At 71.3% G+C, this 22,800-nt stretch carries 19 protein-coding genes, 1 pseudogene and 1 riboswitch; of the genes and pseudogenes, 18 read left to right on the top strand and 2 right to left on the bottom strand.

Features of this window, described 5'->3' with window-relative positions; genetic code table 11:
• Positions 1-49: 49 nt before the first annotated feature.
• The 3 genes from ACIRVH_RS29825 to ACIRVH_RS29815 all read left to right on the top strand — a co-directional run bounded on the left by ACIRVH_RS29825 (position 50) and on the right by ACIRVH_RS29815 (position 2,122).
• Positions 50-766: an HNH endonuclease family protein gene (locus ACIRVH_RS29825; protein ID WP_403959358.1), complete on the top strand. Its 717-nt coding sequence runs from the start codon at positions 50-52 to the stop codon at positions 764-766.
• A gap of 64 nt (positions 767-830) precedes the next feature.
• On the top strand, positions 831-1,310 hold the full coding sequence (locus tag ACIRVH_RS29820) for a hypothetical protein (protein ID WP_403959355.1): 480 nt from the start codon (positions 831-833) through the stop codon (positions 1,308-1,310).
• Positions 1,311-1,378: 68 nt separating this feature from the next.
• Entirely contained in the window at positions 1,379-2,122 is a 744-nt protein-coding gene (locus ACIRVH_RS29815; protein WP_403959352.1) for an N-acetyltransferase, read from the top strand.
• Positions 2,123-2,293: 171 nt separating this feature from the next.
• Here the strand turns inward: ACIRVH_RS29815 and ACIRVH_RS29810 are convergent, their stop codons facing one another.
• On the bottom strand, positions 2,294-3,004 hold the full coding sequence (locus tag ACIRVH_RS29810; RefSeq protein ID WP_403959349.1) for a hypothetical protein: 711 nt from the start codon (positions 3,002-3,004) through the stop codon (positions 2,294-2,296).
• 222 nt (positions 3,005-3,226) lie between these two features.
• A complete protein-coding gene (locus ACIRVH_RS29805; protein ID WP_403959346.1) occupies positions 3,227-3,451 on the bottom strand; it encodes a hypothetical protein in 225 nt (74 codons plus the stop codon).
• A 190-nt stretch (positions 3,452-3,641) separates the two neighbouring features.
• Between ACIRVH_RS29805 and ACIRVH_RS29800 the strand changes: the two genes are divergently transcribed.
• The 15 genes and pseudogenes from ACIRVH_RS29800 to ACIRVH_RS29730 all read left to right on the top strand — a co-directional run bounded on the left by ACIRVH_RS29800 (position 3,642) and on the right by ACIRVH_RS29730 (position 22,679).
• The gene (locus ACIRVH_RS29800; RefSeq protein WP_403959343.1) at positions 3,642-5,870 is read left to right on the top strand and encodes an N-6 DNA methylase; all 2,229 of its coding nucleotides are present in this window, start codon (positions 3,642-3,644) and stop codon (positions 5,868-5,870) included.
• A gap of 151 nt (positions 5,871-6,021) precedes the next feature.
• On the top strand, positions 6,022-6,675 hold the full coding sequence (locus ACIRVH_RS29795; RefSeq protein ID WP_403959340.1) for a hypothetical protein: 654 nt from the start codon (positions 6,022-6,024) through the stop codon (positions 6,673-6,675).
• A 38-nt stretch (positions 6,676-6,713) separates the two neighbouring features.
• The gene (locus tag ACIRVH_RS29790; protein WP_403959761.1) at positions 6,714-8,207 is read left to right on the top strand and encodes a protein kinase; all 1,494 of its coding nucleotides are present in this window, start codon (positions 6,714-6,716) and stop codon (positions 8,205-8,207) included.
• Positions 8,208-8,330: 123 nt separating this feature from the next.
• Positions 8,331-9,155 carry a glycoside hydrolase domain-containing protein gene (locus ACIRVH_RS29785; RefSeq protein WP_403959337.1) on the top strand — a complete coding sequence of 275 codons (825 nt, stop codon included), beginning with the start codon at positions 8,331-8,333 and terminating at the stop codon, positions 9,153-9,155.
• 143 nt (positions 9,156-9,298) lie between these two features.
• The gene (locus ACIRVH_RS29780) at positions 9,299-9,946 is read left to right on the top strand and encodes a SurA N-terminal domain-containing protein (RefSeq protein WP_403959334.1); all 648 of its coding nucleotides are present in this window, start codon (positions 9,299-9,301) and stop codon (positions 9,944-9,946) included.
• Positions 9,947-10,078: 132 nt separating this feature from the next.
• Positions 10,079-11,047 (top strand): nucleoside triphosphate pyrophosphohydrolase, encoded by a 969-nt coding sequence (locus ACIRVH_RS29775; protein WP_403959331.1) that lies wholly within the window; start codon positions 10,079-10,081, stop codon positions 11,045-11,047.
• A 75-nt stretch (positions 11,048-11,122) separates the two neighbouring features.
• Positions 11,123-13,408, top strand: coding sequence for a tetratricopeptide repeat protein (locus ACIRVH_RS29770; protein WP_403959329.1), 2,286 nt, complete (start codon positions 11,123-11,125; stop codon positions 13,406-13,408).
• Positions 13,405-14,682 (top strand): cytochrome P450, encoded by a 1,278-nt coding sequence (locus ACIRVH_RS29765; protein WP_403959326.1) that lies wholly within the window; start codon positions 13,405-13,407, stop codon positions 14,680-14,682. Before ACIRVH_RS29770 ends, ACIRVH_RS29765 begins: the two co-directional genes overlap by 4 nt.
• 196 nt (positions 14,683-14,878) lie before the next feature.
• The gene (locus ACIRVH_RS29760; RefSeq protein ID WP_403959324.1) at positions 14,879-15,916 is read left to right on the top strand and encodes a transglycosylase family protein; all 1,038 of its coding nucleotides are present in this window, start codon (positions 14,879-14,881) and stop codon (positions 15,914-15,916) included.
• A gap of 183 nt (positions 15,917-16,099) precedes the next feature.
• Positions 16,100-16,268, top strand: a riboswitch (cyclic di-AMP (ydaO/yuaA leader).
• A gap of 4 nt (positions 16,269-16,272) precedes the next feature.
• Positions 16,273-16,953, top strand: coding sequence for a transglycosylase family protein (locus ACIRVH_RS29755; protein WP_403959321.1), 681 nt, complete (start codon positions 16,273-16,275; stop codon positions 16,951-16,953).
• A gap of 374 nt (positions 16,954-17,327) precedes the next feature.
• Positions 17,328-18,614, top strand: a complete 1,287-nt coding sequence (gene eno / locus ACIRVH_RS29750) for a phosphopyruvate hydratase (RefSeq protein WP_403959319.1) — start codon at positions 17,328-17,330, stop codon at positions 18,612-18,614.
• Between the two features lie 149 nt (positions 18,615-18,763).
• Positions 18,764-19,240, top strand: coding sequence for a septum formation initiator family protein (locus tag ACIRVH_RS29745; protein WP_145876617.1), 477 nt, complete (start codon positions 18,764-18,766; stop codon positions 19,238-19,240).
• 28 nt (positions 19,241-19,268) lie between these two features.
• Positions 19,269-19,670: pseudogene (locus ACIRVH_RS29740) on the top strand (DUF501 domain-containing protein); the annotation flags it as partial.
• A gap of 204 nt (positions 19,671-19,874) precedes the next feature.
• Entirely contained in the window at positions 19,875-20,855 is a 981-nt protein-coding gene (locus ACIRVH_RS29735) for an exopolyphosphatase (protein WP_403959758.1), read from the top strand.
• 444 nt (positions 20,856-21,299) lie between these two features.
• Positions 21,300-22,679 (top strand): NAD(P)/FAD-dependent oxidoreductase, encoded by a 1,380-nt coding sequence (locus tag ACIRVH_RS29730; protein WP_403959316.1) that lies wholly within the window; start codon positions 21,300-21,302, stop codon positions 22,677-22,679.
• Positions 22,680-22,800: the final 121 nt, after the last annotated feature.

Raw genomic sequence — 22,800 nt, 5'->3', positions numbered from 1 at the left:
ATCCGCCCCGGATGTGAGGGCGGACCAGGGCGAGCCAGGGGGGACGCGCGTGAGGCGTCTGAGGGGTGGGGCGGTCACCGCTGCGGTCGTGATGGCCGCCGTGGCCGGCTGCAAGGCCGAACACGGCAAGGGGGCCTCCGGGCCCGAGCGGACGGGAGGCGGGGGCGCCGCCCTCTCGGCCGCCGAGGCGCTGCCGGTCAAGGGCCGCGCACCGAAGACCGGTTACTCCCGGGACCGGTTCGGCTCCGCCTGGGCCGACACCGACTCCAACTCCTGCGACACGCGCGACGACATACTCAAGCGCGACCTGAAGGACGTGAAGTTCACCGGCGGCACCTGCAAGGTCACCTACGGCCTCCTGGAGCCCGACCCCTACTCCGGCAAGGACATCACCTACCGGCGCGGCCGCAGCCAGGTCGACATCGACCACGTCGTCGCCCTCTCGGACGCCTGGCAGAAGGGCGCCAAGTACTGGGACCCCAGCAAGCGCATAGCCCTGGCCAACGACCCCCTCAACCTGCTCGCGGTCGACGCGAGCACCAACCGCGGCAAGGGCGACGGCGACACCGCCACCTGGGTGCCGCCCGCCCAGGCCTACCGATGCACCTATGTGGCCGCCCAGGTGGCCGTCAAGAAGAAGTACGGCCTGTGGGTCACCGCCGCCGAGAAGGCCGCGATGAAGAAGGTCCTCACCGCCTGCCCGAACCAGAATCTCCCCACGGGCGGCAACCCGACGAAGGCCCCGGAGCGGTTCCGGGCGCGCTGAACCGGGCCTGCCCACGGCCGAAACCCGGGTGCACCGGTGACGGCCCGGCAGGCACCATGGCGGGATGCCTGATCTGCTCTGGGACGACGTCGCCGACTGGTTCGACCCCGAGGAGATGGGGGCATTGCCGGACCTGCGCGTGCCCGGCGCCTCGGTCGCGGACTGGCAGGCCGTCCTGGACCTCGTACGGGACAGCGGCCTGCGGTACCGCTACGAGGAGGGTGGCAGCGTTCTCCCGCTGCCACGGGCGGCGGCCGTGCTCTCCCGGCCCGCCGACGCCGAGTGCCCGAACCTGAGCGTATGGCCGGCGCCCGGCACAGTGGCGATCTTCCGCTTCTCCTCGGACGAGGAGATCGACTTCGACGTGGACCTGCGGGAGCTGCAGGGCCAGGAGCGACTCGACGTCCTGTGCGGATTCCTGCGGTCGATCGGCCGGCGCCTGGAGAAGCCGGTGCTGATGGATCCGGAGGGCGCTCACGGGCATCCGATGCTCGGGTACGACCCGAAGGCCGACCGGGTCCTCTTCCTGGCCGACTCCGACTGAACGGCCGTCCCTCGGCGACCGGCTGAATCAGCTGTCCCCGCGGGTGTGTGCCGCTTACGGTGACCTGCATGGACGTACAGGTAAGCACCCTCGCCGAACGGCCCGACCGGCTGCAGGCGGTGCTCGGGATGGCCGACACATGGCCCGAGTTCGTGACCAACGACCCCGTGGGCAGCGCCCACTACGGCCGCATCCCCACCGAACTGCCGCAGTACGCGCTGTTCGCAGAGGACGAGCGGGGCGAGGTCGTGGCCCACGCCTTCAGCGTGCCCTTCTCCCTCGCCGCCGAGGGCCGGGGCACCCTGCCCGCCCGGGGCTGGGACGAGATCCTGCTGTGGGCCTTCGCCGACCGGCGCCGCGGCACCAGCCCGGACACGGTCAGCGCGATCTCCGTGGTCATCGCCCCGCACGCCCAGGGCCACGGCCTGTCCGCCGTCATGCTCTCGGCGATGCGGGACAACGCCCGCGCCCACGGCTTCCGCGAGGTCGTCGCCCCCGTGCGCCCGAGCGCCAAGCACCGCGAACCGCACACCCCGATCACCGAGTACGCCCACCGGGTGCGCCCCGACGGCCTGCCGGAGGACCCGTGGCTGCGTGTCCACGCCCGGGCCGGCGCCAGCATCGACTCGATCGCCCCGGCCTCCATGACCGTGGGCGCCTCGCTGCAGGAGTGGCGCCGCTGGACCGGGCTGCCCTTCGACGCCCCGGGGGACGTCGAGGTGCCCGGCGCGCTGGTCCCGGTCCGCTGCGAACCGGAGCGGGGGTACGCCGTCTACGTAGAGCCCAACGTATGGATGCGCCACCCGCTGTGACCTCGCGTTGGGCCCCGGGCCGGCGTCGGCAGCCCGGCGCGTCCAGGCCGATGACGCTTGTACCGCGTGACCGCCGACGTGCTGTCGGCGGTCGTCGTCACCCCGCGGTAGGCCGACGGGTGCGTTCGCTGGTCCGCCCCGTGGCTCAGGCGGACCTGCCTGCCGTGCGGATCAGGCGGTCTTCTTCAAGGAGCCCAGAATCTCGGTGGTCAGCTTCTTCGCGGTCGCGGCACCGTCGTCGCTGCCCGCCGTGGACAGCACGGTGACCACGGCGTTGCCGGAACGGGCCGCGATGAGCGTGGTGCCGTTCTCCCAGGCGCCGCTCGTCAGCGTCATCGTGTACGCCTCGTCACCGAGCCCGGCCGCAGAGCGGGCCGCGACCTTCACCTTGGCGTGTGTGTCCGTGTCCGTGAACGTGGCGCACTCGGTGGCGACGGACTGCAGGCCCTTCATCACCGTCTTCGCCGTGGTGCCCTGGAACGCGTCGATCTCCTGGGTGATTTCCTCGGTCTTGTCGTGGTTCACGTAGTCGTCCTGCGCGAAGGACACGCCTCCCTCGAAGCCGGTCACCTGGATCCAGGCCGAGCCCTCCAGTCTGGTGCAGTCCGGCTTCGCGGTCTTCCTGCTGGACGGGGCGAGGAAATGGCTCCCGCTGTCCGAGGCGCCGTCGGCAACGCGGGTGAACCCGGTCGGGAAGGCCGACGCGGGCGCCAGCGCCTTCTTGAGCTGCGTACCGGTGAGCAGACCGGCGTTGGGGTTCTGCTCCTTGGCCGGCTTGGCGCTCGCGCCGGTGTCGGAGGAGGAATCCGAGGAGCAGGCGGACAGGGCCAGGGGCAGTGCCGCGACGGCGAGCAGGGTGACGACACGGGACGGGAGACGCATGACAGTCCTTCAGGAAGAGAGGTGAAACGGGGAAGTGCGTACGGCATGTCGTACGGCGTCCGGGACCGGGTGCACCGGCCGACGCCGGGCCGCGGCCGGGAGTCGAAGAGGTACGGCCGGACGGGTGAGAGGCGATGAGGGTGAGGAGGCCAGGGCCACAGGGCGGTGATTGGTCCTGCCACTACCGCGGGGGGCGGGACGCCGGGTGGGCGTGGGGGCGGGTCATGGCTTCTTCCGGTCGCCGCAGCCGGCCGTCTTGAACTTCTCGGCCGCCGAGGCGTCCCCCGAGTCCGTCTTGCCGTGGGGCCGGTTCACGGCGGGTGCCGCGGAGCGCTTGCCGCTGCTGTCGGAGCCGCAGTCCTTGTCACTGCCGGCGTTCGCGGACACGACGCCGAGGACGACGACCCCCACGACGGCGTTCAGCGCGATCTTGCCTTTCATGCCCATGGCGGAACCCCTCCCGATACGGCGACCGCCCCCTCCGGCTGGTCGCTCGTTCGCTGGGTCAATAAGATCAGAGCGTGTGAACCGAGTCAACACGATTAACATCATTGGTTGTGTACACGAGCGTGAATGCAGGGATCTTGTGTACGCCGGTATGCTCGGCGCACACACGGGACGAGGGGGAGTGGGACCGGTGCAGGACAACGCGACAGAGGTGACCGCGGCCGGTATCGCCCGGCTCGCCGGGGTGGGCCGGGCCGCCGTCAGCAACTGGCGCCGCCGGCACGCCGACTTCCCCAAGCCGGTCGGCGGCACCGAGACCAGCCCGTCCTTCGCGTTGGCCGAGGTGGAGGTCTGGCTGCGCAAGCAGGGCAAGCTCGCCGAGGTCCCGCTGCGGGAACGGGTCTGGCAGCAGCTCGCCGGCCACCCCGAGGGGCCGGTCACCGCCCTGGTGCATGCGGGCTGCGCCCTGCTGCTCATCCACGAGCGCCCCACTGTCTGGCTCGACGTGAGCGCCGGCTCCGACGAGCGGCTGGCCGCGATGCTGCCCGGTGCGCTGGACCAGGTGCTCACCCCGCGCTTCGGCGCCGCGCACGGTCGCGGTGTTCACACCGACCGTTCCGCGGGCTCCCCATCGGCTGTCAACAGTCCGCTTCCTGTGAACACCGGTACGGCGGCTCACAGCGAGGCCGGCTCCCCGGCTCCGAGCGCCGTGAACACCCCACCCGCTGTGAACACCCCGTCCGCCGTGCACACCCCGTCCACCGGGAGCACCCCGCAGGTCGCCCACACCGCACCCGCCCTCCACACCCCGACCGGCCCCCAACTCCTCCCCTCCGCCCCCCTCCTGCGCGGCGCCGCCGAGCTGGCCGCCGAGACGGGGGCGCGGCAGACCTTCGAGTTCCTGCTGGGCCGGCATCTGGACGCGAACCCGCGCCAGTACACGCTCACCCCGGCCGAACTGGCCCGCCTCATGGCCGACCTCGCCGGTCCCGCCCGCACCGTCCTGGACCCGGCCTGCGGCACCGGCGCCCTGCTGCGCGCCGTCGACGCCCGACCCGACCAGGAGCTGTACGCCCAGGACAGCGCACCCGACCTCGCCGCGCTGACCGCGCTGCGGCTCGCGCTCAATGCCCGGGCCACCGTGCGCGGCGCCGTCGGCGACACCCTGCGTGGCGACGCCTACCCGCAGCTGCGCGCCGACGCCGTCCTGTGCCATCCGCCGTTCAACGAGCGCAACTGGGGCCACGACGAACTCGCCTACGACCCCCGCTGGGAGTACGGCTTCCCCGCGCGCACCGAGTCCGAGCTGGCCTGGGTGCAGCACGCGCTGGCCCGGCTGGCCGACGGCGGCACCGCCGTCCTGCTGATGCCGCCGGCCGCCGCCTCCCGCCGTTCCGGGCGCCGGATCCGCGCCGACCTGCTGCGCCGGGGCGCGCTGCGGGCCGTGCTCGCGCTGCCGGTCGGGGCGGCGCCGCCGTACAACATCCCGCTCCACGTGTGGGTGTTGCGCCGGCCGGACCGGACGCCCGCGGCGCCCGAGGTGCTGCTCGCCGACACCGGACGGTTCGCGGGCGAGGCGCGGGGCGGGCCGGACTGGCAGGCGGTCCGGGACACCGTCCTGGACGCCTGGCGGACCTTCGAGCGCGCGGGGCGGCTGGAGGAGCGGCCGGGGCTGGCGCGTTCCGTGCCGGTCATCGAACTGCTCGACGACGACGTGGACCTCGCCCCCGCCCGCCATCTGCCGCCCCCGGCCGTGGCCGACGGCGTGGAGCAGCTCGCGGCGGTGCGCGAGCGCCTCGGCGAGACCCTGCGGCTGACCGCCGACCTGACCCCGCCCCCCGCCGACCCGGTGTCGCCCGCGCGCTGGCCGCTCACCACCGTCGGCGAACTCGCGCGCGGGGGCGCGCTGATGCTGCGTACCGGCGGAAACGGCGGCCACGCGCGCGTGCCCGTTCTCACCGACCATGACGTGCTCGCCGGAACGGCACCCTCCGGGACGCTTCCGGAGAGCGACGAGGAGGCCGTGCTGACCGAGCCGGGCGACGTCGTCGTACCGGTGCTCGGGGGTGGTTCGGTGGCACGCGTGATCGACGAGGCGACCGGCGGCGCCGCCCTGGGGCGCAGTCTCGTGCTGCTGCGCCCCGATCCCACGGCGCTCGACCCCTGGTTCCTCTCCGGCTTCCTGCGCGGTACGGCCAACCACCGCCAGGCCAGCAGTTACGCGTCCACGGCCACCCGCCTGGACGTGCGCCGCCTGCAGCTGCCCCGGCTTCCGCTCGACGAACAACGGCGCTACGGCGCGCGTTTCCGCGCACTCGACGAGTTCGAACGGGCAGTGCGCCACGCGAGCCGGCTCGGCGAGCAGCTCGTGCGCGGGATGTACGACGGGCTCACGGACGGCACCGTCGCGCCTGATTGACCGCGATGCCCGGACAACGGTTCGGTACAACCCGGGCCGGTTGTCCGCGCCGGGCCATATGCTCGAAGCGACCATCGCACGAGTGGTGTCGTCCGCCCGGCCGAGCACGCCGGGTGGACGCGTACACCCATGTCAGGCATCAGGAGCAGTCATGCAAGGCCACGGCTACGCACCGCCGGTGAAGCAGCCGCCCCACACCGGGTGGCTGGTCTTCATGCGTGTGCTGTTCGTGGCGATCGGGATCTTCAGCCTCGGCTTCCTGACCTGGACGATGCTGCTGCGGCTGGCCGCCGTCACGCGCAAGTCGCTGGACTGGGGCCTGTTCGTGGCGGTGCTGGCGGCCGACTTCCTCGCCATCGTGCTGCTGGGCAGCGAGCCCGGCGAGGAGGTCCACACCTCGGGTGGTTATTTGGGGATGGCCCTGATCCTCGGCGTCCTGCCACTCGTGCTCGTGTACTACCTGGTGGCGGACATCCGGCACTTCCAGAAGCTCCAGAAGGCGTACGAGGCGAGCCGGGCGCTGTCCGGGTACGGCTATCCGCAGCCTGCGTCGCCGTTCTCGGCGACGATCGGGGCGCAGACCCCGGCGCCCGCGCCGTCCCCGCCCGCCACGCCCCCGATGGCGCACACGCCCGTCCCGCGGCCCCCGTTGACGACCCCGCCGCCTCAGCGTCCGGCGCCCGCCCGGATCGACCAGGTGCGTGCCGAACTGGACGAGCTGAGCGACTACCTGCGCAAGCACGACGGTCACCAGGACGGCCATGACGAGGGCAGGCAGGACGCCGGCCACGAGGGCGGACGGTGACCGTGGCGACAGGACGTGTGGTCGCCGGCCGGTACGAACTGTCCACGCTCATCGGGCAGGGCGGCATGGGCCAGGTCTGGACGGCGTACGACCAGCGACTCGACCGGCGCGTGGCGGTGAAGCTGCTGCGCCCGGACAAGGTGGCCGGGCAGGAGGCGGACGAGCTGCGCCGCCGCTTCGTGCGCGAGTGCCGGGTCACCGCGCAGGTGGACCACCCGGGCCTGGTCACCGTGCACGACGCGGGCAGCGAGGGCGAGGAGCTGTTCCTCGTCATGCAGTACGTGGACGGCGCCGACCTCTCCGACCACCTCGCCGAGCACGACCCGTACCCGTGGCAGTGGGCGGTCGCGGTGGCCGCGCAACTGTGCGCCGTGCTGAGCGCCGTGCACGCCGTACCGATCGTGCACCGCGACCTCAAGCCGCGGAACGTGATGGTGAAGCAGGACGGCACGGTCACGGTGCTCGACCTGGGCGTGGCCTCGGTCATGGACACCGACACCACCCGCCTCACCCACACCGGCTCGCCGATCGGCTCACCCGCCTACATGGCGCCCGAGCAGGCGATGGGCGGCGCGGTCGGCCCGTACACCGACCTGTACGCGCTCGGTGTGCTGATGCACGAACTGCTCAGCGGAGACGTGCCGTTCGCCGGATCCACGGCGCTCGGCGTGCTGCACCGGCACCTGTACGAGCCTCCGCTGCCCGTGCGCCGTATCCGCCCCGAGGTCCCCGAGGCGCTCGAAGCACTGGTCCTGCGCCTGCTCGCCAAGGACCCGCAGCACCGGCCGGCCTCCGCACAGGAGGTGTACGAGCACCTGGCGCTGCTCCTGCCCGCGCGCGGGACGCCCACCGGGGCGCCGCTGGATCCCACGCGCCCCTTCCTGCGCCCGCACGCCCCGTGGCCGGACCGCGCGCTGACGCCCGCGCCTCAGCCCGCCCCCGTGACACCCGTGCCGACCACGGCCGAGAAGCCCGACGTCGCCGCCGCCGTCGACGAGGTCAAGCGGCTCCTCGGGGAGGGCCGCATCACCCAGGCCGTCGACATACTCGGCGCGATCCTGCCCGCCGCGGCCGAACAGCACGGCGAGCACTCCCCGGTCGTACGCACCCTGCGCAAGCAGTACGCGGCCACGCTCATGGACGACGGCCAGTACCGGCGCGCACTGCCCGAACTGCGCCGCCTCGGCGACGAACGCGCCGCCGAGGCCGGCCAGGCCGACCCGCAGTCGCTGCGCTTCCGCTACGAGGCCGCCCAGTGCCTGGAGCAGCTCGGCGAACCGGCGGCGGCGCTCGCCGAGTACCGAGCGCTGCTGCCCTACTACGAGAACCAGTACGTCTCCGGCGACCCACAGCTCGCCCACGACGTGCGGCGCCGCATCGGCCACCTGCTCCTCGCGCTCGGCGACCGCCCGGCCGCCCACGACACGCTCGCGCGGCTGCTGATGGACGTCGAACGCTTCCAGGGCCCGGGACACCCGCTGGCCGCCGAGATCCGCCGCACCCTGCAGTGGCTGGGACAGGTGCGTGGCTAGATTTTGCCGTTCCCTGAGGGATCCTTGTGATCTTCGGGGGATCGCGTTTCCCGAAGGCAGGGGCGGCGCCGTATAGGTTGCGCTTCGTTTTCGCCAGGCACGTACGAGCAGGGGTGGGGTTTCATGGCCGGCCATCGGCAGTCGAAGAAGCGCAGGTACGTCACATGGGCGGTGGCCGGAACGGCAGTCGTCGCCGGCGCCGGCATCGCCGCCCAGACCTCCATGGCCGCCACCACCTGGCCCGCGCAGAAGACGTTCACCGGCCGCGCCTTCGACACCTGCACCGCGCCCTCCGAAGCCACCATGAAGGCCTGGCACACCGGCTTCTACGGCGCCGCCGCCGTCTACGTGGGCGGCAAGAACCGCGGCTGCAACCAGCCCAACCTCACGCCCAAGTGGGTCACGGACGTCACCGCCATGGGCTGGAAGCTCATCCCGCTCTACGTCGGCGCCCAGCCGTCCTGCGGGTCCGGCGGCTCCGTGAAGATCAGCGCCTCCACCGCCGCGTCCGTCGGCAAGTCCGAGGCGGACGACGCGGTGGCCAAGGCCTCGGCGCTCGGCATCAAGGCCGGCAGCCCGATCTACCTGGACATGGAGGCGTACGACACCACGAACACGTCGTGCAACGACGCCGTGCTGACGTACGTCCGCGCCTTCGACAAGGAACTGCACGCCAAGACGTACCGCGCCGGCTACTACGGCTTCACCAGCTCCAGCGCCAAGGCCGTCGCCACCGCCACCGACAGGACGGACCTGCCCGGCAACCTCTGGTACGCGCTGTGGGACAAGCAGAACACCACCACCGCGGACTGGCCGTGGGGCGCCACCCTGTTCACCGGCCACAGCCGCGCCCACCAGTACATGGTCAACAGCAAGGAGGCGCACGGCGGCGTCACGCTCACCGTCGACCGTGACGCGTGGGACGCGCCGGTGGCCATCACCGGCTGACGACGGCACCGCCGGTGCGCGCGGCGGTGCCTGAAGTCGTGGTGAATCGTTGGTCGAATGGGTTGGCCAGAGCTGGACCGCTGCCTACCATCGATCACCGCAAGACTTTGTGCACCGTCGCACAATCTCCTCGGGAGGTTTCCTTGCACCGCCGCCGTCGCACTGCGCTCGTCCTCTCCGCCGCGATCGCCGCCGCGGCCCCCCTCCTCGCCGCCTGCGGAAACGATGCGCACCCCGGCGCGGCCGCCGTCGTGGGAGGGCAGCGGATCACCGTCGCCCAGCTGGAGAACCGGGTCAACGAGGTACGCAAGGCGCAGCGGGCCGCGGTGCCGGACGAGACCCAGTACCAGCAGGTCCTCTCCTCCACCAGCAGCCTCACCCGCGACACCCTGCACAACATGGTCCTCGACCGGGTGCTGCACCGCGCCGCGCAGGACGAGGGCATCGCGGTCACCCGCAAGGAGGTCCTGCAGATGCGCGCCGGCCTGGAGCAGCAGGCCGGCGGCACCAAGGGGCTGCAGACGGCCTGGCTGCAGAAGTACGGCATCGCGCCCGCGCGCCTCGACGACAACCTGCGCCTCCAGCTCGAGGCGCAGAAGCTCGCCGCGAAGCTCGGCACCGACACCACCCAGCCCGCCTTCTGGAAGGCCCTGTCCAAGGCCTCCGAGGAACTCCACGTCGATCTCAACCCGCGCTACGGCTCCTGGGACGTACAGAAGAGCAGCCGGGTGGACGCCAAGACGCCGTGGGTGCGTGAGGTCACGGCGGGAGAGCAGCAGCAGACGGCGTAGCGGGCGGTCTCCGGGGTGCCGTAACGGTACGGCAGCGGCCTGTGGACGACTGTCGGTCATACGATCACACGACACCCCTGTCCCTGTGGACAACCGATCCCGTCCCTCGTCGCCGTGGGTTACGTTCGGATCGTGAACGCAACCAGCCCCGAAGCCGCCCCCGGCCGCATCGTCCTGCTCACCACCAGCCACCGTGTCGCGCCCGGCCTGCTGTCCTGGCCCGCCTGGCAGGCGCTGCGCGCCGCCGACGCGGTGCTGTGCGCGGACGGCGCGCACCCGCAGCTGCCGTATCTGCGGGAGGCCGGGATACCCGTGGCCGAGGCGTCCCGCACCGCCCAGGAGCTGGTCGACGCCTGCGCGGGCGGGCGGACGGTGGTGGTCGTGGCCACCGGTGAGGGAGAGCCCGCCCTCACCGACGGCCTGGCCCGCCTGGCCGGCTCCGGCCGGGTGCGGATGCCGGAGCTGGAGCTGCTGCCCGCCTCCTACGACCTGCCCGGCGCCCGGCTCCTCGACCTCGTCCAGGTCATGGACCGCATCCGCCTCGAATGCCCCTGGTCGTCCCGGCAGACCCACAAGGGTCTGGCGAAGTACGGCATCGAGGAGGCGTACGAACTCGTCGAGGCGATCGAGGCCGGCGACCGCGACGAACTGCGGGAGGAGCTGGGCGACGTCCTGCTCCAGGTCGTCTTCCACTCCCGCATCGCCGAGGAGGACCCGGACGCGCCGTTCTCGATCGACGACGTGGCCGGTGGCATCGTCGCCAAGCTGATCCACCGCCACCCGCACGTCTTCGGTGACGAGAAGGCCGACACCCCGGAGGACGTCAAGGAGCACTGGCTGCGTACCAAGGCCGAGGAGAAGCAGCGCACCTCGGTCACCGAGGGCGTCCCCCTCGGCCAGCCCGGCCTCGCCCTCACCGCCAAACTCGCCTCCCGCGCCCGCACGGCAGGCCTGGACGTCGCGCTGCCGCAGGGGGAGGGCATCGGCTACGAGCTGCTGGCACTTGCGGTGCGCGCCGAGGCCGACGGCGTCGACCCGGAAGCGGCACTGCGGGCGGCGGCGAGGGTGTACCGGGACGCGATCAAGGAGACGGAGGGCTGATTGCTCACAGGGCGTCAGAGCCCTTGCATCTCAGTACCGTTGACCTGAACGTGGTCGTGAGGTGTGGGGGCGTGCGTGAGGCTGGAGTCGGAGCTGGCGAGCGTGGGGGCCGAGGTCCTCGTGGCGAGGCGGGACCCGGTGGAGTGGACCGGGGTACGGAAGGCGTTCGCGGCCTGGTTCAAGGCCAACGGTGCCCCCGGCTACGAGACCGAACTCCGCGTCGATCCGTGGCCCGCGGCCGGCCTCACGGAGCTGGAGCAGAAGGTCTGGTTCACGCGGGTGCGCATGACGCTCGACCATGCACCCTCCAGAGATGTCGCGGCCGATCAACTGCGCCGCCTGATAAAGGAGTTCGCCCTCACGCAGGCTGCGGGACGAGATCCGGACCCCGGCCCGCAGCCGGAGCAGCGCCCGCCCCTCCCCGCAGACCATGTCGACTTCCGGCTCGGCACCTTCCACGACCGAGTCGTGGGGGTGCAGCACAACCACTACGGCGCCGTTCCCGCACCGGCGGAGTGGCGGCCCGTCGCTCAGGTGGGGTGGCGGGAGTTCGGCGTACACCCGACCGGGCCCGTGCCGGGGCTGGCCGACGTACCGCCGTACGTGCCGCGCGACTGCGACGAGGACCTGCGCGCCAAGCTCGCCGGCACCAGCCTGGTGCTGATCCTGGGCGAGCCGTACGCGGGTAAGTCGTACACCGCCTGGCACGGTGTGCGCGCACTGGAGGACCATCGTCTGTACGCTCCGGACCCGGGCGAGGACCTGCGGCCGCTGCTGGCCGCACTGCGGAGCGAACCCGGCAAGTACGTCGTCTGGCTGGACGAGCTGACCGACCACCTCGGCCCGGGCCGGCTGGACCTTCGGCTGCTGGGGCGGCTCAACGAACAAGGTGCCGTCGTGCTCGGGACGATGCGTCCCGCCGAGTACTACAGGCGCCGCGCCGGGAGCGCCCCCGGCGACCGGGTCGTCGCCGCGGCTCGCACGGTGGAGCTGGCGCGCGAGTGGAGTGAGGACGAGCTGGCACGGCTGTCGGCGCACGACGACCCACGTGCGTACCCGGCGTACATGTGGAGCGGCAGAGAGGGGGCGGCCTCGTACTTCGCGGTCGGGCATCTGCTGTTCGACGAGTGGCGCCGGGTGGGCACACAACTGGAGCATCCGGGCGGGCAGTTACTGGTGCGGGCGGCGGTCGATCTCGCCCGGTGCGGGGTCACGGGCGCGGTACCGGCCGAGCTGCTCAGGAGCGTTCAGGAGCACTACGGGGCGCAGGAGCGGGAGTCCTTCGAGGACGCGCTCGCCTGGGCGACGGCGCCGATGTTCGGGGTCTCGGGACTGCTCGTGGCGGGCGAAGGGGACAGCACCTGGCGGGCGTACGGGGCGCTGGTCGCGGAGGCGCTGCGCTCGGGAGACCTGGAGCCGGTGCCGGACGCGGTGTGGTGGACGCTGCTGGACGCGGCGGAGAACGGGGCACCGCTGGACCGCGGCGTGATTCTCGGGGCGGCCCGCGCGGCGCTGCGCTCGCGTGTCGAGGCGGGGGACGCGGAGGTGCTGTTCAGCCTTGCGATCCGCACCGAGGGCGAGGAGGGTGCGTCCCTGCTGCACCGGGCGGCCGACGCGGGACACGCGGAGGCGGCGGGAGAGGTGGCGAGGCATCTCCTCCTGATCGACGGGGACGAGCAGGTCGCACTGCCGTATCTGGAGGTTGCCGCGGAGAGCGGGGACTCCTGGGCTGCGCTCCAGCTCGGCCGGATCCACCGCGACCACGCCGAGCGCTGGCTGCGTACGGCCGCGGAGGCGGGAGAGGGCGCGGCGGCACACGAGCTGGGCGACATGCTGGTGGGGCCCGGACGCGAGGACGAGGCGCTGCGCTGGTACCGCAAGGCCGCCGCAGCGGGCCACCGTGAGGTGGCGGGGAGCCTCGGCAACCTCCTGTACTACTGGCACGAGCGGGAGGCCGAGGACTGGCTCCGGTACGCCGCCGCATGGGGTGACGCCCGCGCCGTGAACTGCCTCGGCGTCTATCTGGACACCGAGAAGGACGCCGACGAAACCGAGAAGGAACCCCTCTACCGGCAGGCCGCCGAGGGCGGAGACCCGTCCGCGGCGGTCAACCTCGGCGAAGCGCTGGAGAACCTCGGCCGGGACGAGGAGGCTCTGTCGTGGTACCTCAAGGGTCATGAACGGGGAGCCGTGTACGCCGAGCTGCGCCTGGCCGAGCTGCTGAGGAAGCAGGGGAAGGACGCGGAGGCCGAGGAGTGGTTCCGCAGGGCGGCGTCCCTGGACCCGGAAGGCGTCCCCGCATCGCTTCCCGCACCACCCGGCCACACCCCCACCGGCGATCCGGATACCGTCGAGGAGTGACCAGCCAGCCCAGCCACCCCCACCCCCCGACCGCCCCCGACCTCTTCACCTGGGAGTTCGCCAGCGACCCCTACCCCGCCTACGCCTGGCTCCGCGAGCACGCCCCCGTGCACCGGACCCGGCTGCCCAGCGGGGTCGAGGCCTGGCTGGTCACGAGGTATGCCGATGCCAAGCAGGCCCTCGCCGACCAGCGGCTGAGCAAGAACCCGGCGCATCACGACGAGCCCGCGCACGCCAAGGGGAAGACCGGTATTCCGGGCGAGCGCAAGGCCGAGCTGATGACGCATCTGCTGAACATCGACCCGCCGGACCACACCCGCCTGCGCCGGCTGGTCAGCAAGGCGTTCACCCCTCGCAGGGTCGCCGAGTTCGCGCCCCGGGTGCAGGAGCTGACCGACCACCTCATCGACCAGTTCGCGAAGCGGGGCTCGGCCGACCTCATCCACGAGTTCGCGTTCCCGCTCCCCATCTACGCCATCTGCGACCTGCTCGGCGTCCCGCGCGAGGACCAGGACGACTTCCGGGACTGGGCCGGGATGATGATCCGGCACGGGGGAGGGCCGCGGGGCGGGGTCGCACGGTCCGTCAAGAAGATGCGCGGCTACCTCGCCGACCTCATCCACCGCAAGCGCGAGGCGCTGCCCGCCGAGCCGACCCCGGGCGAGGACCTGATCTCCGGCCTCATCCGCGCCTCCGACCACGGCGAGCACCTCACCGAGAACGAGGCCGCCGCGATGGCGTTCATCCTGCTGTTCGCCGGGTTCGAGACGACCGTGAACCTGATCGGCAACGGCACCTACGCCCTGCTCACCCACCCCGAGCAGCGCCACCGCCTGCAGCGGTCCCTGGCCGCCGGGGAGCGGGACCTCCTGGAGACCGGCGTCGAGGAACTCCTGCGCTACGACGGCCCGGTGGAGCTGGCCACCTGGCGGTTCGCCACCCGGCCGCTCACCATCGGCGGGCAGGACATCGCCGCCGGGGACCCGGTGCTCGTCGTCCTCGCCGCCGCCGACCGGGATCCGGAGCGGTTCGCCGACCCGGACGTCCTGGACCTGTCCCGCCGGGACAACCAGCACCTCGGCTACGGCCACGGCATCCACTACTGCCTCGGCGCCCCGCTCGCCCGGCTGGAGGGCCAGACCGCGCTCGCCACCCTCCTCACCCGCCTCCCCGATCTGCGGCTCGGGGCGGACCCGGCCGACCTGCGCTGGCGCGGCGGGCTCATCATGCGCGGCCTGCGCACCCTTCCCGTGGAGTTCACGCCCGCTCCCTGAGCACGGCTCGAACGGGCCGGACGCGGGCAGACGTTCGCGCAGCCGAACATGACAGACACTCTCCACTGTGATCTTCACGTGATCTGCGCGGCATTAACTTGTGACAAGTGATCGTCTGCCGATACGTTCACTCATCAGCGTGGCCCCCGAGTTCCATCGGCCACGCCGGCCCCGCTGTCCCACGAAAGGCTTCCGCATGCTCTCCGGGAACGGTCGTCACCGTCGCCCCCGTCAGGCTCCGGCCCTCCTCGTCGCGGCCGGCGTGACCGGCTCCGCCATCGCCATCCCGCTCCTCGGCGCGGCGAGCGCCAACGCGGCCGACGGCACCACGTGGGACAAGGTGGCCGAGTGCGAGAGCGGCGGCTCCTGGAGTGCCGACACCGGCAACGGTTACTACGGCGGCCTGCAGATATCCCCGGACGACTGGGACAAGTACGGCGGCACGAAGTACGCCTCCAGCGCCGACCAGGCCAGCCGCTCGCAGCAGATCGCCGTCGCCGAGAAGATCCTCGCCGACCAGGGCACCACCCCCTGGGCCACCTGCGCCCTGCTCGCCGGTATGAGCTCGAAGTCCGGCTCCGTGGACGTCGACACGGGCGTCTCGGGCTCCGACTCGGCACACTCCGGTGACTCCTCCAAGTCCTCGGACTCGTCCAACTCGGACGAAAATTCCGATTCCGACGAGAATTCCGACTCGTCCGACCTGCCGGATTCGTCCTCCTCGTCACCCTCGTCCGACTCCTCCGCGGACGCGAAGGGCAAGCCGTCCCCGAGCGCCGACGAGGGCGCCGACTCCAAGGGTTTCGGCAAGGGCACAGACGCTCCCAAGTCCGACAAATCCGCATCGCCCGACTCCGGGAACGCTCAGGGGGGCGGGTCCGTCACCACGGATCCCGCAACGGAGGACTCGGACAATTCGTGGCAGACCAGTGGTTCTTGGAGCCTGGTCGACACCGGCGCCCTCAGCAGTGGCGGACGTCACCGCGGTGCCAGTGCGGACGAAAGCGCGACAACCGGTCAGAACGACTCCCCGTCGGGTCGTCACTCCGGCCGCGACGCGGGTACCTACACCGTCCACGAGGGCGACACCCTCGTCTCCATCGCCGACTCCCTTGACCTCGACGGCGGATGGCACGCGCTCTACGCCGAGAACAAGAAGGCCATCGGTGCCGACCCGAACCACATCAGTGCCGGTCAGACCCTGAAAGTCGGTACCGAAAAGGGCGATAAGTAGCGGGAGTTGACGCCCCGCTTCGCTCATGAATGTCCGTTTTGGTGAAAGTGTGGGATGAGTCTCAGAAGCCCTGATCGTCTTTGAAATTCCGCCGATCGCCTGTCTACGGTCAAGGCCGCTCGTCACCACGAGCCCCGGCATCCGCAACGCCGAGTCCTGCCAGCGGCCGCCCGGGAACAGTCGTCGCGTCATGCGCCGTAGGCAGGAGCGGGGGACCCAAGGTAAGTGCCGGGACCGGCAGTTGATGTCGGTACCGGCTTGGGGTGAAGCCGCGTCCCGTAAGGGCCGCGGCCGGGCAACTCAACCGGCCCGAACCCGACAGCTCACCTCGCAGGCGTCGGTGAGGGGATCGATCCATGCTGTTCTCCGGCAAGGGCAAGCACCGCCGTCCGTTCAAGGCCACCCGTGTCATCGCGCTCGCCGGTGTCGCCGGCGCCGTCGTCGCCGCTCCGCTGATGGCGGCCGGCAGCGCCTCGGCCGCCACCGCCTCCGAGTGGGACGCGGTCGCCCAGTGCGAGTCCGGCGGCAACTGGTCGATCAACACCGGCAACGGCTACTACGGCGGCGTGCAGTTCTCCGCCTCCACCTGGGCCGCCTACGGCGGCACGGCCTACGCCGCCCGCGCCGACCTGGCCACCAAGCAGCAGCAGATCACCGTCGCCGAGAAGGTCCTCGCCGCCCAGGGCAAGGGTGCCTGGCCGGTCTGCGGCACGGGCCTGTCGAGCACCCCGTACAGCGGCACCGCGGCGGCCCCGTCGAGCAGCAGCTCGTCGAAGACCACCACCCGCGCCACCGAGCCGCAGGCCGCCTCCCGCTCCGCCGAGCGTCCGGCCGCGAGCCAGACCGTCACCACCCCGACCGGCAAGAAGGTCAAGAAGGGCGACGGCGAGTACAAGGTGGTCAAGGGTGACACCCTCAGCACGATCGCCGAGAAGCACAAGGTCAAGGGCGGCTGGAAGAAGCTGTTCGACCTGAACAAGGGCATCGTCGAGGACGCGAACCTCATCTACCCGGGCCAGCAGCTGCACCTGAAGTGACACCTGGCTCCCACCGGAACCACAGCGCTCTCACAAGGCCTGCCCCCACTCTGAAGGCCTCGTGAGAGTCTTCCCCCCGTCCCCACGGGCTCCCCGTCCCGGCGCGTGTTCCCCCGTACGCGCCGGGACGGGGTTGTTTGTGTCCCCACCTTGCTCCCCGCCCCGTTTCCCCTGTGTCGCCCCTCCTGTTTCCCCACTCTTCGGCCGGGCCTCATCCACAAGCCTCTTTGTTCCGAGCGTGAACAATAGGTACGGTCTCCCTGTCCCTCGCTGTCCACGGGACGGTCGGTCGGTGGCCGACGCCCCCGGGACGGTTAGGCTCTAGGCGCAAGGCTCACAAGCCCCGCACAACCAGCGTCACATCCACGAAGGAGATGCTCGTGCCGTCCATCGACGTCGTCGTAGCCCGGGAAATCCTGGACTCCCGAGGCAACCCCACGGTCGAGGTCGAGGTCGGCCTCGACGACGGCAGCACGGGTCGTGCCGCCGTCCCGTCCGGCGCCTCCACCGGTGCCTTCGAGGCCATCGAGCTGCGCGACGGTGACCCGAACCGCTACCAGGGCAAGGGTGTCGAGAAGGCCGTCCTCGCCGTCATCGAGCAGATCGGCCCGGAGCTGGTCGGCTACGACGCCACCGAGCAGCGCCTGATCGACCAGGCCATGTTCGACCTGGACGCCACCGACAACAAGGGCTCCCTCGGCGCCAACGCCATCCTCGGCGTCTCCCTCGCCGTCGCCCACGCCGCCTCCGAGGCCAGCGACCTCCCGCTCTTCCGCTACCTGGGCGGCCCGAACGCGCACCTGCTGCCGGTGCCGATGATGAACATCCTGAACGGCGGCTCGCACGCCGACTCCAACGTGGACATTCAGGAGTTCATGATCGCCCCGATCGGCGCGGAGTCCTTCTCCGAGGCCCTGCGCTGGGGCACCGAGGTCTACCACACCCTCAAGAAGGTCCTGAAGGGCAAGGGCCTGTCCACCGGTCTCGGCGACGAGGGCGGCTTCGCCCCGAACCTCGGCTCCAACCGCGAGGCCCTCGACCTCATCCTCGAGGCCGTCAAGCAGGCCGGCTACGTCCCCGGTGAGCAGATCGCGCTCGCGCTCGACGTCGCCGCGTCCGAGTTCTACAAGGACGGCAAGTACGAGTTCGAGGGCAAGTCCCGCTCGGCCGCCGAGATGACCGAGTACTACGAGGAGCTCGTGGCGGCCTACCCGCTCGTCTCCATCGAGGACCCGCTGTTCGAGGACGACTGGGCCGGCTGGAAGGTCATCACCGACAAGCTCGGCGACAAGGTCCAGCTGGTCGGCGACGACCTGTTCGTCACCAACCCGGAGCGCCTGGCCCGCGGCATCGAGGAGGGCACCGCCAACGCCCTGCTCGTGAAGGTGAACCAGATCGGTTCGCTGACCGAGACCCTGGACGCCGTCGAGCTGGCCCAGCGCAACGGCTTCAAGTGCATGATGTCCCACCGCTCCGGCGAGACCGAGGACGTCACCATCGCCGACCTGGCCGTCGCCACCAACTGCGGCCAGATCAAGACCGGCGCCCCGGCCCGCTCCGAGCGCGTCGCCAAGTACAACCAGCTGCTGCGCATCGAGGAGATCCTCGACGACGCCGCGGTCTACGCCGGCCGCTCGGCCTTCCCCCGTTTCAAGGGCTGAGCGTTCCCGCACGTCCGCTCCGCGGACCAGCGGGCACAGCAGGGGCTGACCCATCTCGGGCTAAGCCCTAGCCAGTCGTACGTACGTCCCCGTACTCGGTCCCGTACCGTGTGCGGGGACGTACGCGCGTGTGAAGGGGAGGCGGGGACATGGCCGTGAAGGACCGGGACCGGTTCTCCACCGCGACCAGGCTCAAGCTGCTCGGCGAGCAGACGGCGGCCCGCGTCTACCGCTCCCAGACCAAGCGGCAGGCCCGCCGCTCCCGCCTCACCGGCCGCGCCGCGCTGCTGGCTCTCGTGCTGTGCTCGCTGATCGTCGCGCTCGCCTATCCGATGCGGCAGTACGTCTCCCAGCGCGCCGAGATCGCCGACCAGCAGCGGCAGCAGGAGCAGGCCCGCAAGCGCGTGGAACAGCTGCGCGACCTCAAGGCGCGCTGGCAGGACGACGCCTACGCAGAGCAGCAGATCCGGCGCCGGCTGCACTACGTGATGCCCGGTGAGACCGGGTACGTCGTGATCGACCCGGGCGCGGCCAAACAGTCCCGCGCCGACCTCGGGGCCGCCCACCGGCCCTGGTACGCGAACGTCTGGGACGGGGTCGACAAGTCCGACGCCTCCGACCAGTGAACCGACAGAAAGACAGCTGAACACAGTCATGGAAACGCCTCCGCCGCCCACTCCGCGTACCGAGCCGACCGACGCGGACGTCGAGGCCTTCAAGCAGCAGCTCGGGCGTCCGCCGCGCGGGCTGAGGGCGATCGCGCACCGGTGCCCGTGCGGGCAGCCGGACGTCGTGGAGACCGCCCCGCGGCTGCCGGACGGCACGCCCTTCCCGACGACGTACTACCTGACGTGCCCGCGCGCCGCCTCGGCGATCGGCACGCTGGAGGCGGACGGCGTCATGAAGGAGATGACGGAGCGGCTGCAGAACGACCCCGAGCTGGCCGCCGCGTACCGGGCCGCGCACGAGGACTACATCCGGCGCCGGGACGAGATCGAGGTGCTGGAGGGCTTCCCGAGCGCGGGCGGCATGCCGGACCGGGTGAAGTGCCTGCACGTCCTCGTGGGCCACTCGCTGGCCGCCGGCCCGGGCGTGAACCCGCTCGGCGACGAGGCGATCGCCATGCTGCCGGAGTGGTGGCGCAAGGGGCCGTGCGTGCAGCCGCTCGAGGCGCCCGACCCGGCGGACGAGCACCCGGGCGAGCAGGGCGCGGTCTTCGACCCCGCCGAGGTCCGCAGCGGCTTCTTCGCCGCCAAGCCGCTGGTCCCCGAGGGCTTCTCGCGTGTCGCGGCCGTCGACTGCGGTACGAACTCGATCCGGCTGCTCGTCGCGGACGTGGCTGCATCCGACAGCGCCTCCGGCGCGGGGGCGACCGGTGAGCTGCTGGAGCTGGACCGGCGCATGACGATCGTGCGGCTCGGCCAGGACGTGGACCGCACCGGCCGGCTGGCGCCCGAGGCGTTGGAGCGGACCTTCGCGGCCTGCCGTGAGTACGCGGAGGTCATCCGTGAACTCGGCGCCACCAAGGTGCGGTTCGTCGCCACCTCCGCCTCCCGGGACGCCGAGAACCGCGACGACTTCGTGAGCGGTGTCGTCGACATCCTCGGTGTCGAGCCCGAGGTCATCAGCGGCGACCAGGAGGCCGAGTTCTCCTTCACCGGTGCCACGAGGGAACTGAAGGGCCTTGACGACCTCGCCAGGCCCTACCTGGTGGTCGACATCGGCGGCGGCTCCACCGAGTTCGTCGTGGGCGAGGACCACGTACGGGCCGCGCGGTCCGTCGACGTGGGCTGCGTGCGGATGACCGAGCGGCACCTGGTGCAGGACGGCAAGGTGAGCGACCCGCCCACCGCGGAGCAGATCGCCGCGATGCGGGCCGACATCGAGGCCGCCCTGGACCTGGCCGAGGAGACGGTCCCGCTGCGCGAGGCGCGGACCCTGGTCGGCCTGGCCGGTTCGGTCACCACCGTGTCCGCGATCGCCCAGGACCTGCCCGAGTACGACTCCGCGCGCATCCACCACTCCCGCGTCTCCCGCGACCGCGTCCGCGAGATCACCGAGTGGCTGCTGCGCTCCACGCACGCCGAGCGCGCCGCGATCCCGTCCATGCACCCGGGCCGGGTCGACGTCATCGGCGCGGGCGCGCTGGTGCTGCTCGCGATCATGGAGCGGATCGGCGCCGAGGAGGTCGTCGTCAGCGAGCACGACATCCTCGACGGCATCGCGTGGTCGGTGGCGTAGCTCTCTTTTGTTACTGGTTGGTAGCTGCCGACTGAGCAGGTCGGATAACGTCTGAGCGGGACTGAGGGGCCCTCAAGGGCCCCTCGGTGACGGTCGGTCGGAAAAGTTCGTGAAGTTCTTCACAAGGAATTCCGCCTCGTGGATCCGTGAAAAGGGGCCGGTTGGCCCTTCCGGGGGCTTCCAGGTCGTTTGAACATGTTCAGACGGTGGGTGCAGCAAGGGCTCGCAAGGGGGTGCTCCGGGGGTGTTGCGAGGTGCTCACAGCCGCCCCGATCGCCCAGAGAGGCAGCTCACGCGGCCTTGACAACGGGGCAGACCGCCCAGGGACTCACCCTCGACGCCATGACCTGCGTCACGCGGGTCGCGGAGTTTAGCACAGGGCCTGTCGGAGCTTGTGAAGGGGCGCACGAGCACCCCCCCTGGGCCGGGTGGATACTCGATGGCATGAGCACCACGGAGCGTCCCAGGATCCTCGTAGTAGGCGGTGGGTACGTAGGCCTGTACGCAGCTCGGCGCATCCTCAAGAAGATGCGCTACGGCGAGGCGACCGTCACGGTCGTCGACCCCCGGTCGTACATGACCTACCAGCCCTTCCTCCCCGAAGCCGCCGCCGGCAGCATCTCCCCTCGGCATGTCGTCGTCCCGCTGCGACGCGTGCTGCCGAAGGCGGAGGTCCTCACCGGCCGGGTCACCACCATCGACCAGGACCGTAAGGTCGCCACGATCGCCCCGCTGGTGGGCGAGGCGTACGAGCTGCCCTTCGACTACCTCGTCATCGCGATGGGCGCGGTTTCCCGTACCTTCCCGATCCCCGGCCTCGCCGAGCAGGGCATCGGCATGAAGGGCATCGAGGAGTCCATCGGCCTGCGCAACCACGTCCTCGAGCAGCTGGACAAGGCCGACTCCACGACCGACGACGAGATCCGCCGCAAGGCGCTCACCTTCGTCTTCATCGGCGGTGGCTTCGCGGGTGCGGAGACCATAGGCGAGGTCGAGGACATGGCCCGGGACGCGGCCAAGTACTACAAGAACGTCTCCCGCGAGGACATGCGCTTCGTCCTCGTCGACGCCGCGGACAAGATCCTTCCCGAGGTCGGCCCCAAGCTCGGCCAGTACGGCAAGGAGCACCTGGAGAGCCGGGGCGTGGAGATCTACCTCTCCACCTCCATGGACTCCTGCGTCGACGGCCACGTGGTGCTGAAGAACGGCCTCGAGGTCGACTCCAACACCATCGTCTGGACCGCCGGCGTCAAGCCGAACCCGGCCCTCGCCCGCTTCGGCCTGCCCCTCGGTCCCCGCGGCCACGTCGACTGCGAGCCCACGCTCCAGGTCGCCGGCACCGACTACATCTGGGCCGCGGGCGACAACGCCCAGGTGCCCGACCTCGTCGGCCGCAAGGCGGGCAACGAGAACGCCTGGTGCCCGCCGAACGCCCAGCACGCGCTGCGTCAGGCGCGCATCCTCGGCGACAACGTGATCTCCGGTATGCGGGGCTTCCCGCAGAAGGAGTACGAGCACGCCAACAAGGGTGCGGTGGCCGGTCTCGGCCTGCACAAGGGCGTGGCGATGATCGTCATGGGCAAGATGAAGATCAAGCTCAAGGGCCGCCTCGCCTGGTACATGCACCGTGGCTACCACGGTCTGGCGATGCCGACCTGGAACCGCAAGATCCGCGTCTTCGCCGACTGGACCCTCGCCATGTTCCTCAAGCGCGAGGTCGTCTCCCTCGGCGCCATGGAGAACCCGCGCGAGGAGTTCTACGAGGCTGCCAAGCCGGCGCCGGTCGCCGCCGCCAAGACCGAGGCGAAGGCCAAGGCCTCCTGACCTCCGGTCGTCCGACAGCCCGAAGGGGCCGCCCGCCATCCGTGGTGCGGGCGGCCCCTTCGTCGTGTGCGCCGTACCGTCCCAGGGAGCCGGTCGGGCCGTCAGTGGGGTGATCTCTGCA

The sequence above is a fragment of the Streptomyces sp. NPDC101165 genome, assembly GCF_044768135.1.
Taxonomy (GTDB): Bacteria; Actinomycetota; Actinomycetes; order Streptomycetales; family Streptomycetaceae; genus Streptomyces.
Note: the sequence above shows the minus strand (reverse complement) of the source record. Positions and strands in the feature narration are given on the sequence as shown.

Excerpts from the sequence above, each read along its gene's own strand:
- ACIRVH_RS29820 (WP_403959355.1), top strand. The coding sequence starts at position 831 with ATGCCTGATCTGCTCTGGGACGACGTCGCCGACTGGTTCGACCCCGAG.
- ACIRVH_RS29815 (WP_403959352.1), top strand. The coding sequence starts at position 1,379 with ATGGACGTACAGGTAAGCACCCTCGCCGAACGGCCCGACCGGCTGCAG.
- ACIRVH_RS29810 (WP_403959349.1), bottom strand. The coding sequence starts at position 3,004 with ATGCGTCTCCCGTCCCGTGTCGTCACCCTGCTCGCCGTCGCGGCACTG.
- ACIRVH_RS29805 (WP_403959346.1), bottom strand. The coding sequence starts at position 3,451 with ATGGGCATGAAAGGCAAGATCGCGCTGAACGCCGTCGTGGGGGTCGTC.
- ACIRVH_RS29795 (WP_403959340.1), top strand. The coding sequence starts at position 6,022 with ATGCAAGGCCACGGCTACGCACCGCCGGTGAAGCAGCCGCCCCACACC.
- ACIRVH_RS29785 (WP_403959337.1), top strand. The coding sequence starts at position 8,331 with ATGGCCGGCCATCGGCAGTCGAAGAAGCGCAGGTACGTCACATGGGCG.
- ACIRVH_RS29760 (WP_403959324.1), top strand. The coding sequence starts at position 14,879 with ATGCTCTCCGGGAACGGTCGTCACCGTCGCCCCCGTCAGGCTCCGGCC.
- ACIRVH_RS29755 (WP_403959321.1), top strand. The coding sequence starts at position 16,273 with ATGCTGTTCTCCGGCAAGGGCAAGCACCGCCGTCCGTTCAAGGCCACC.
- eno (WP_403959319.1), top strand. The coding sequence starts at position 17,328 with ATGCTCGTGCCGTCCATCGACGTCGTCGTAGCCCGGGAAATCCTGGAC.
- ACIRVH_RS29745 (WP_145876617.1), top strand. The coding sequence starts at position 18,764 with ATGGCCGTGAAGGACCGGGACCGGTTCTCCACCGCGACCAGGCTCAAG.
- ACIRVH_RS29730 (WP_403959316.1), top strand. The coding sequence starts at position 21,300 with ATGAGCACCACGGAGCGTCCCAGGATCCTCGTAGTAGGCGGTGGGTAC.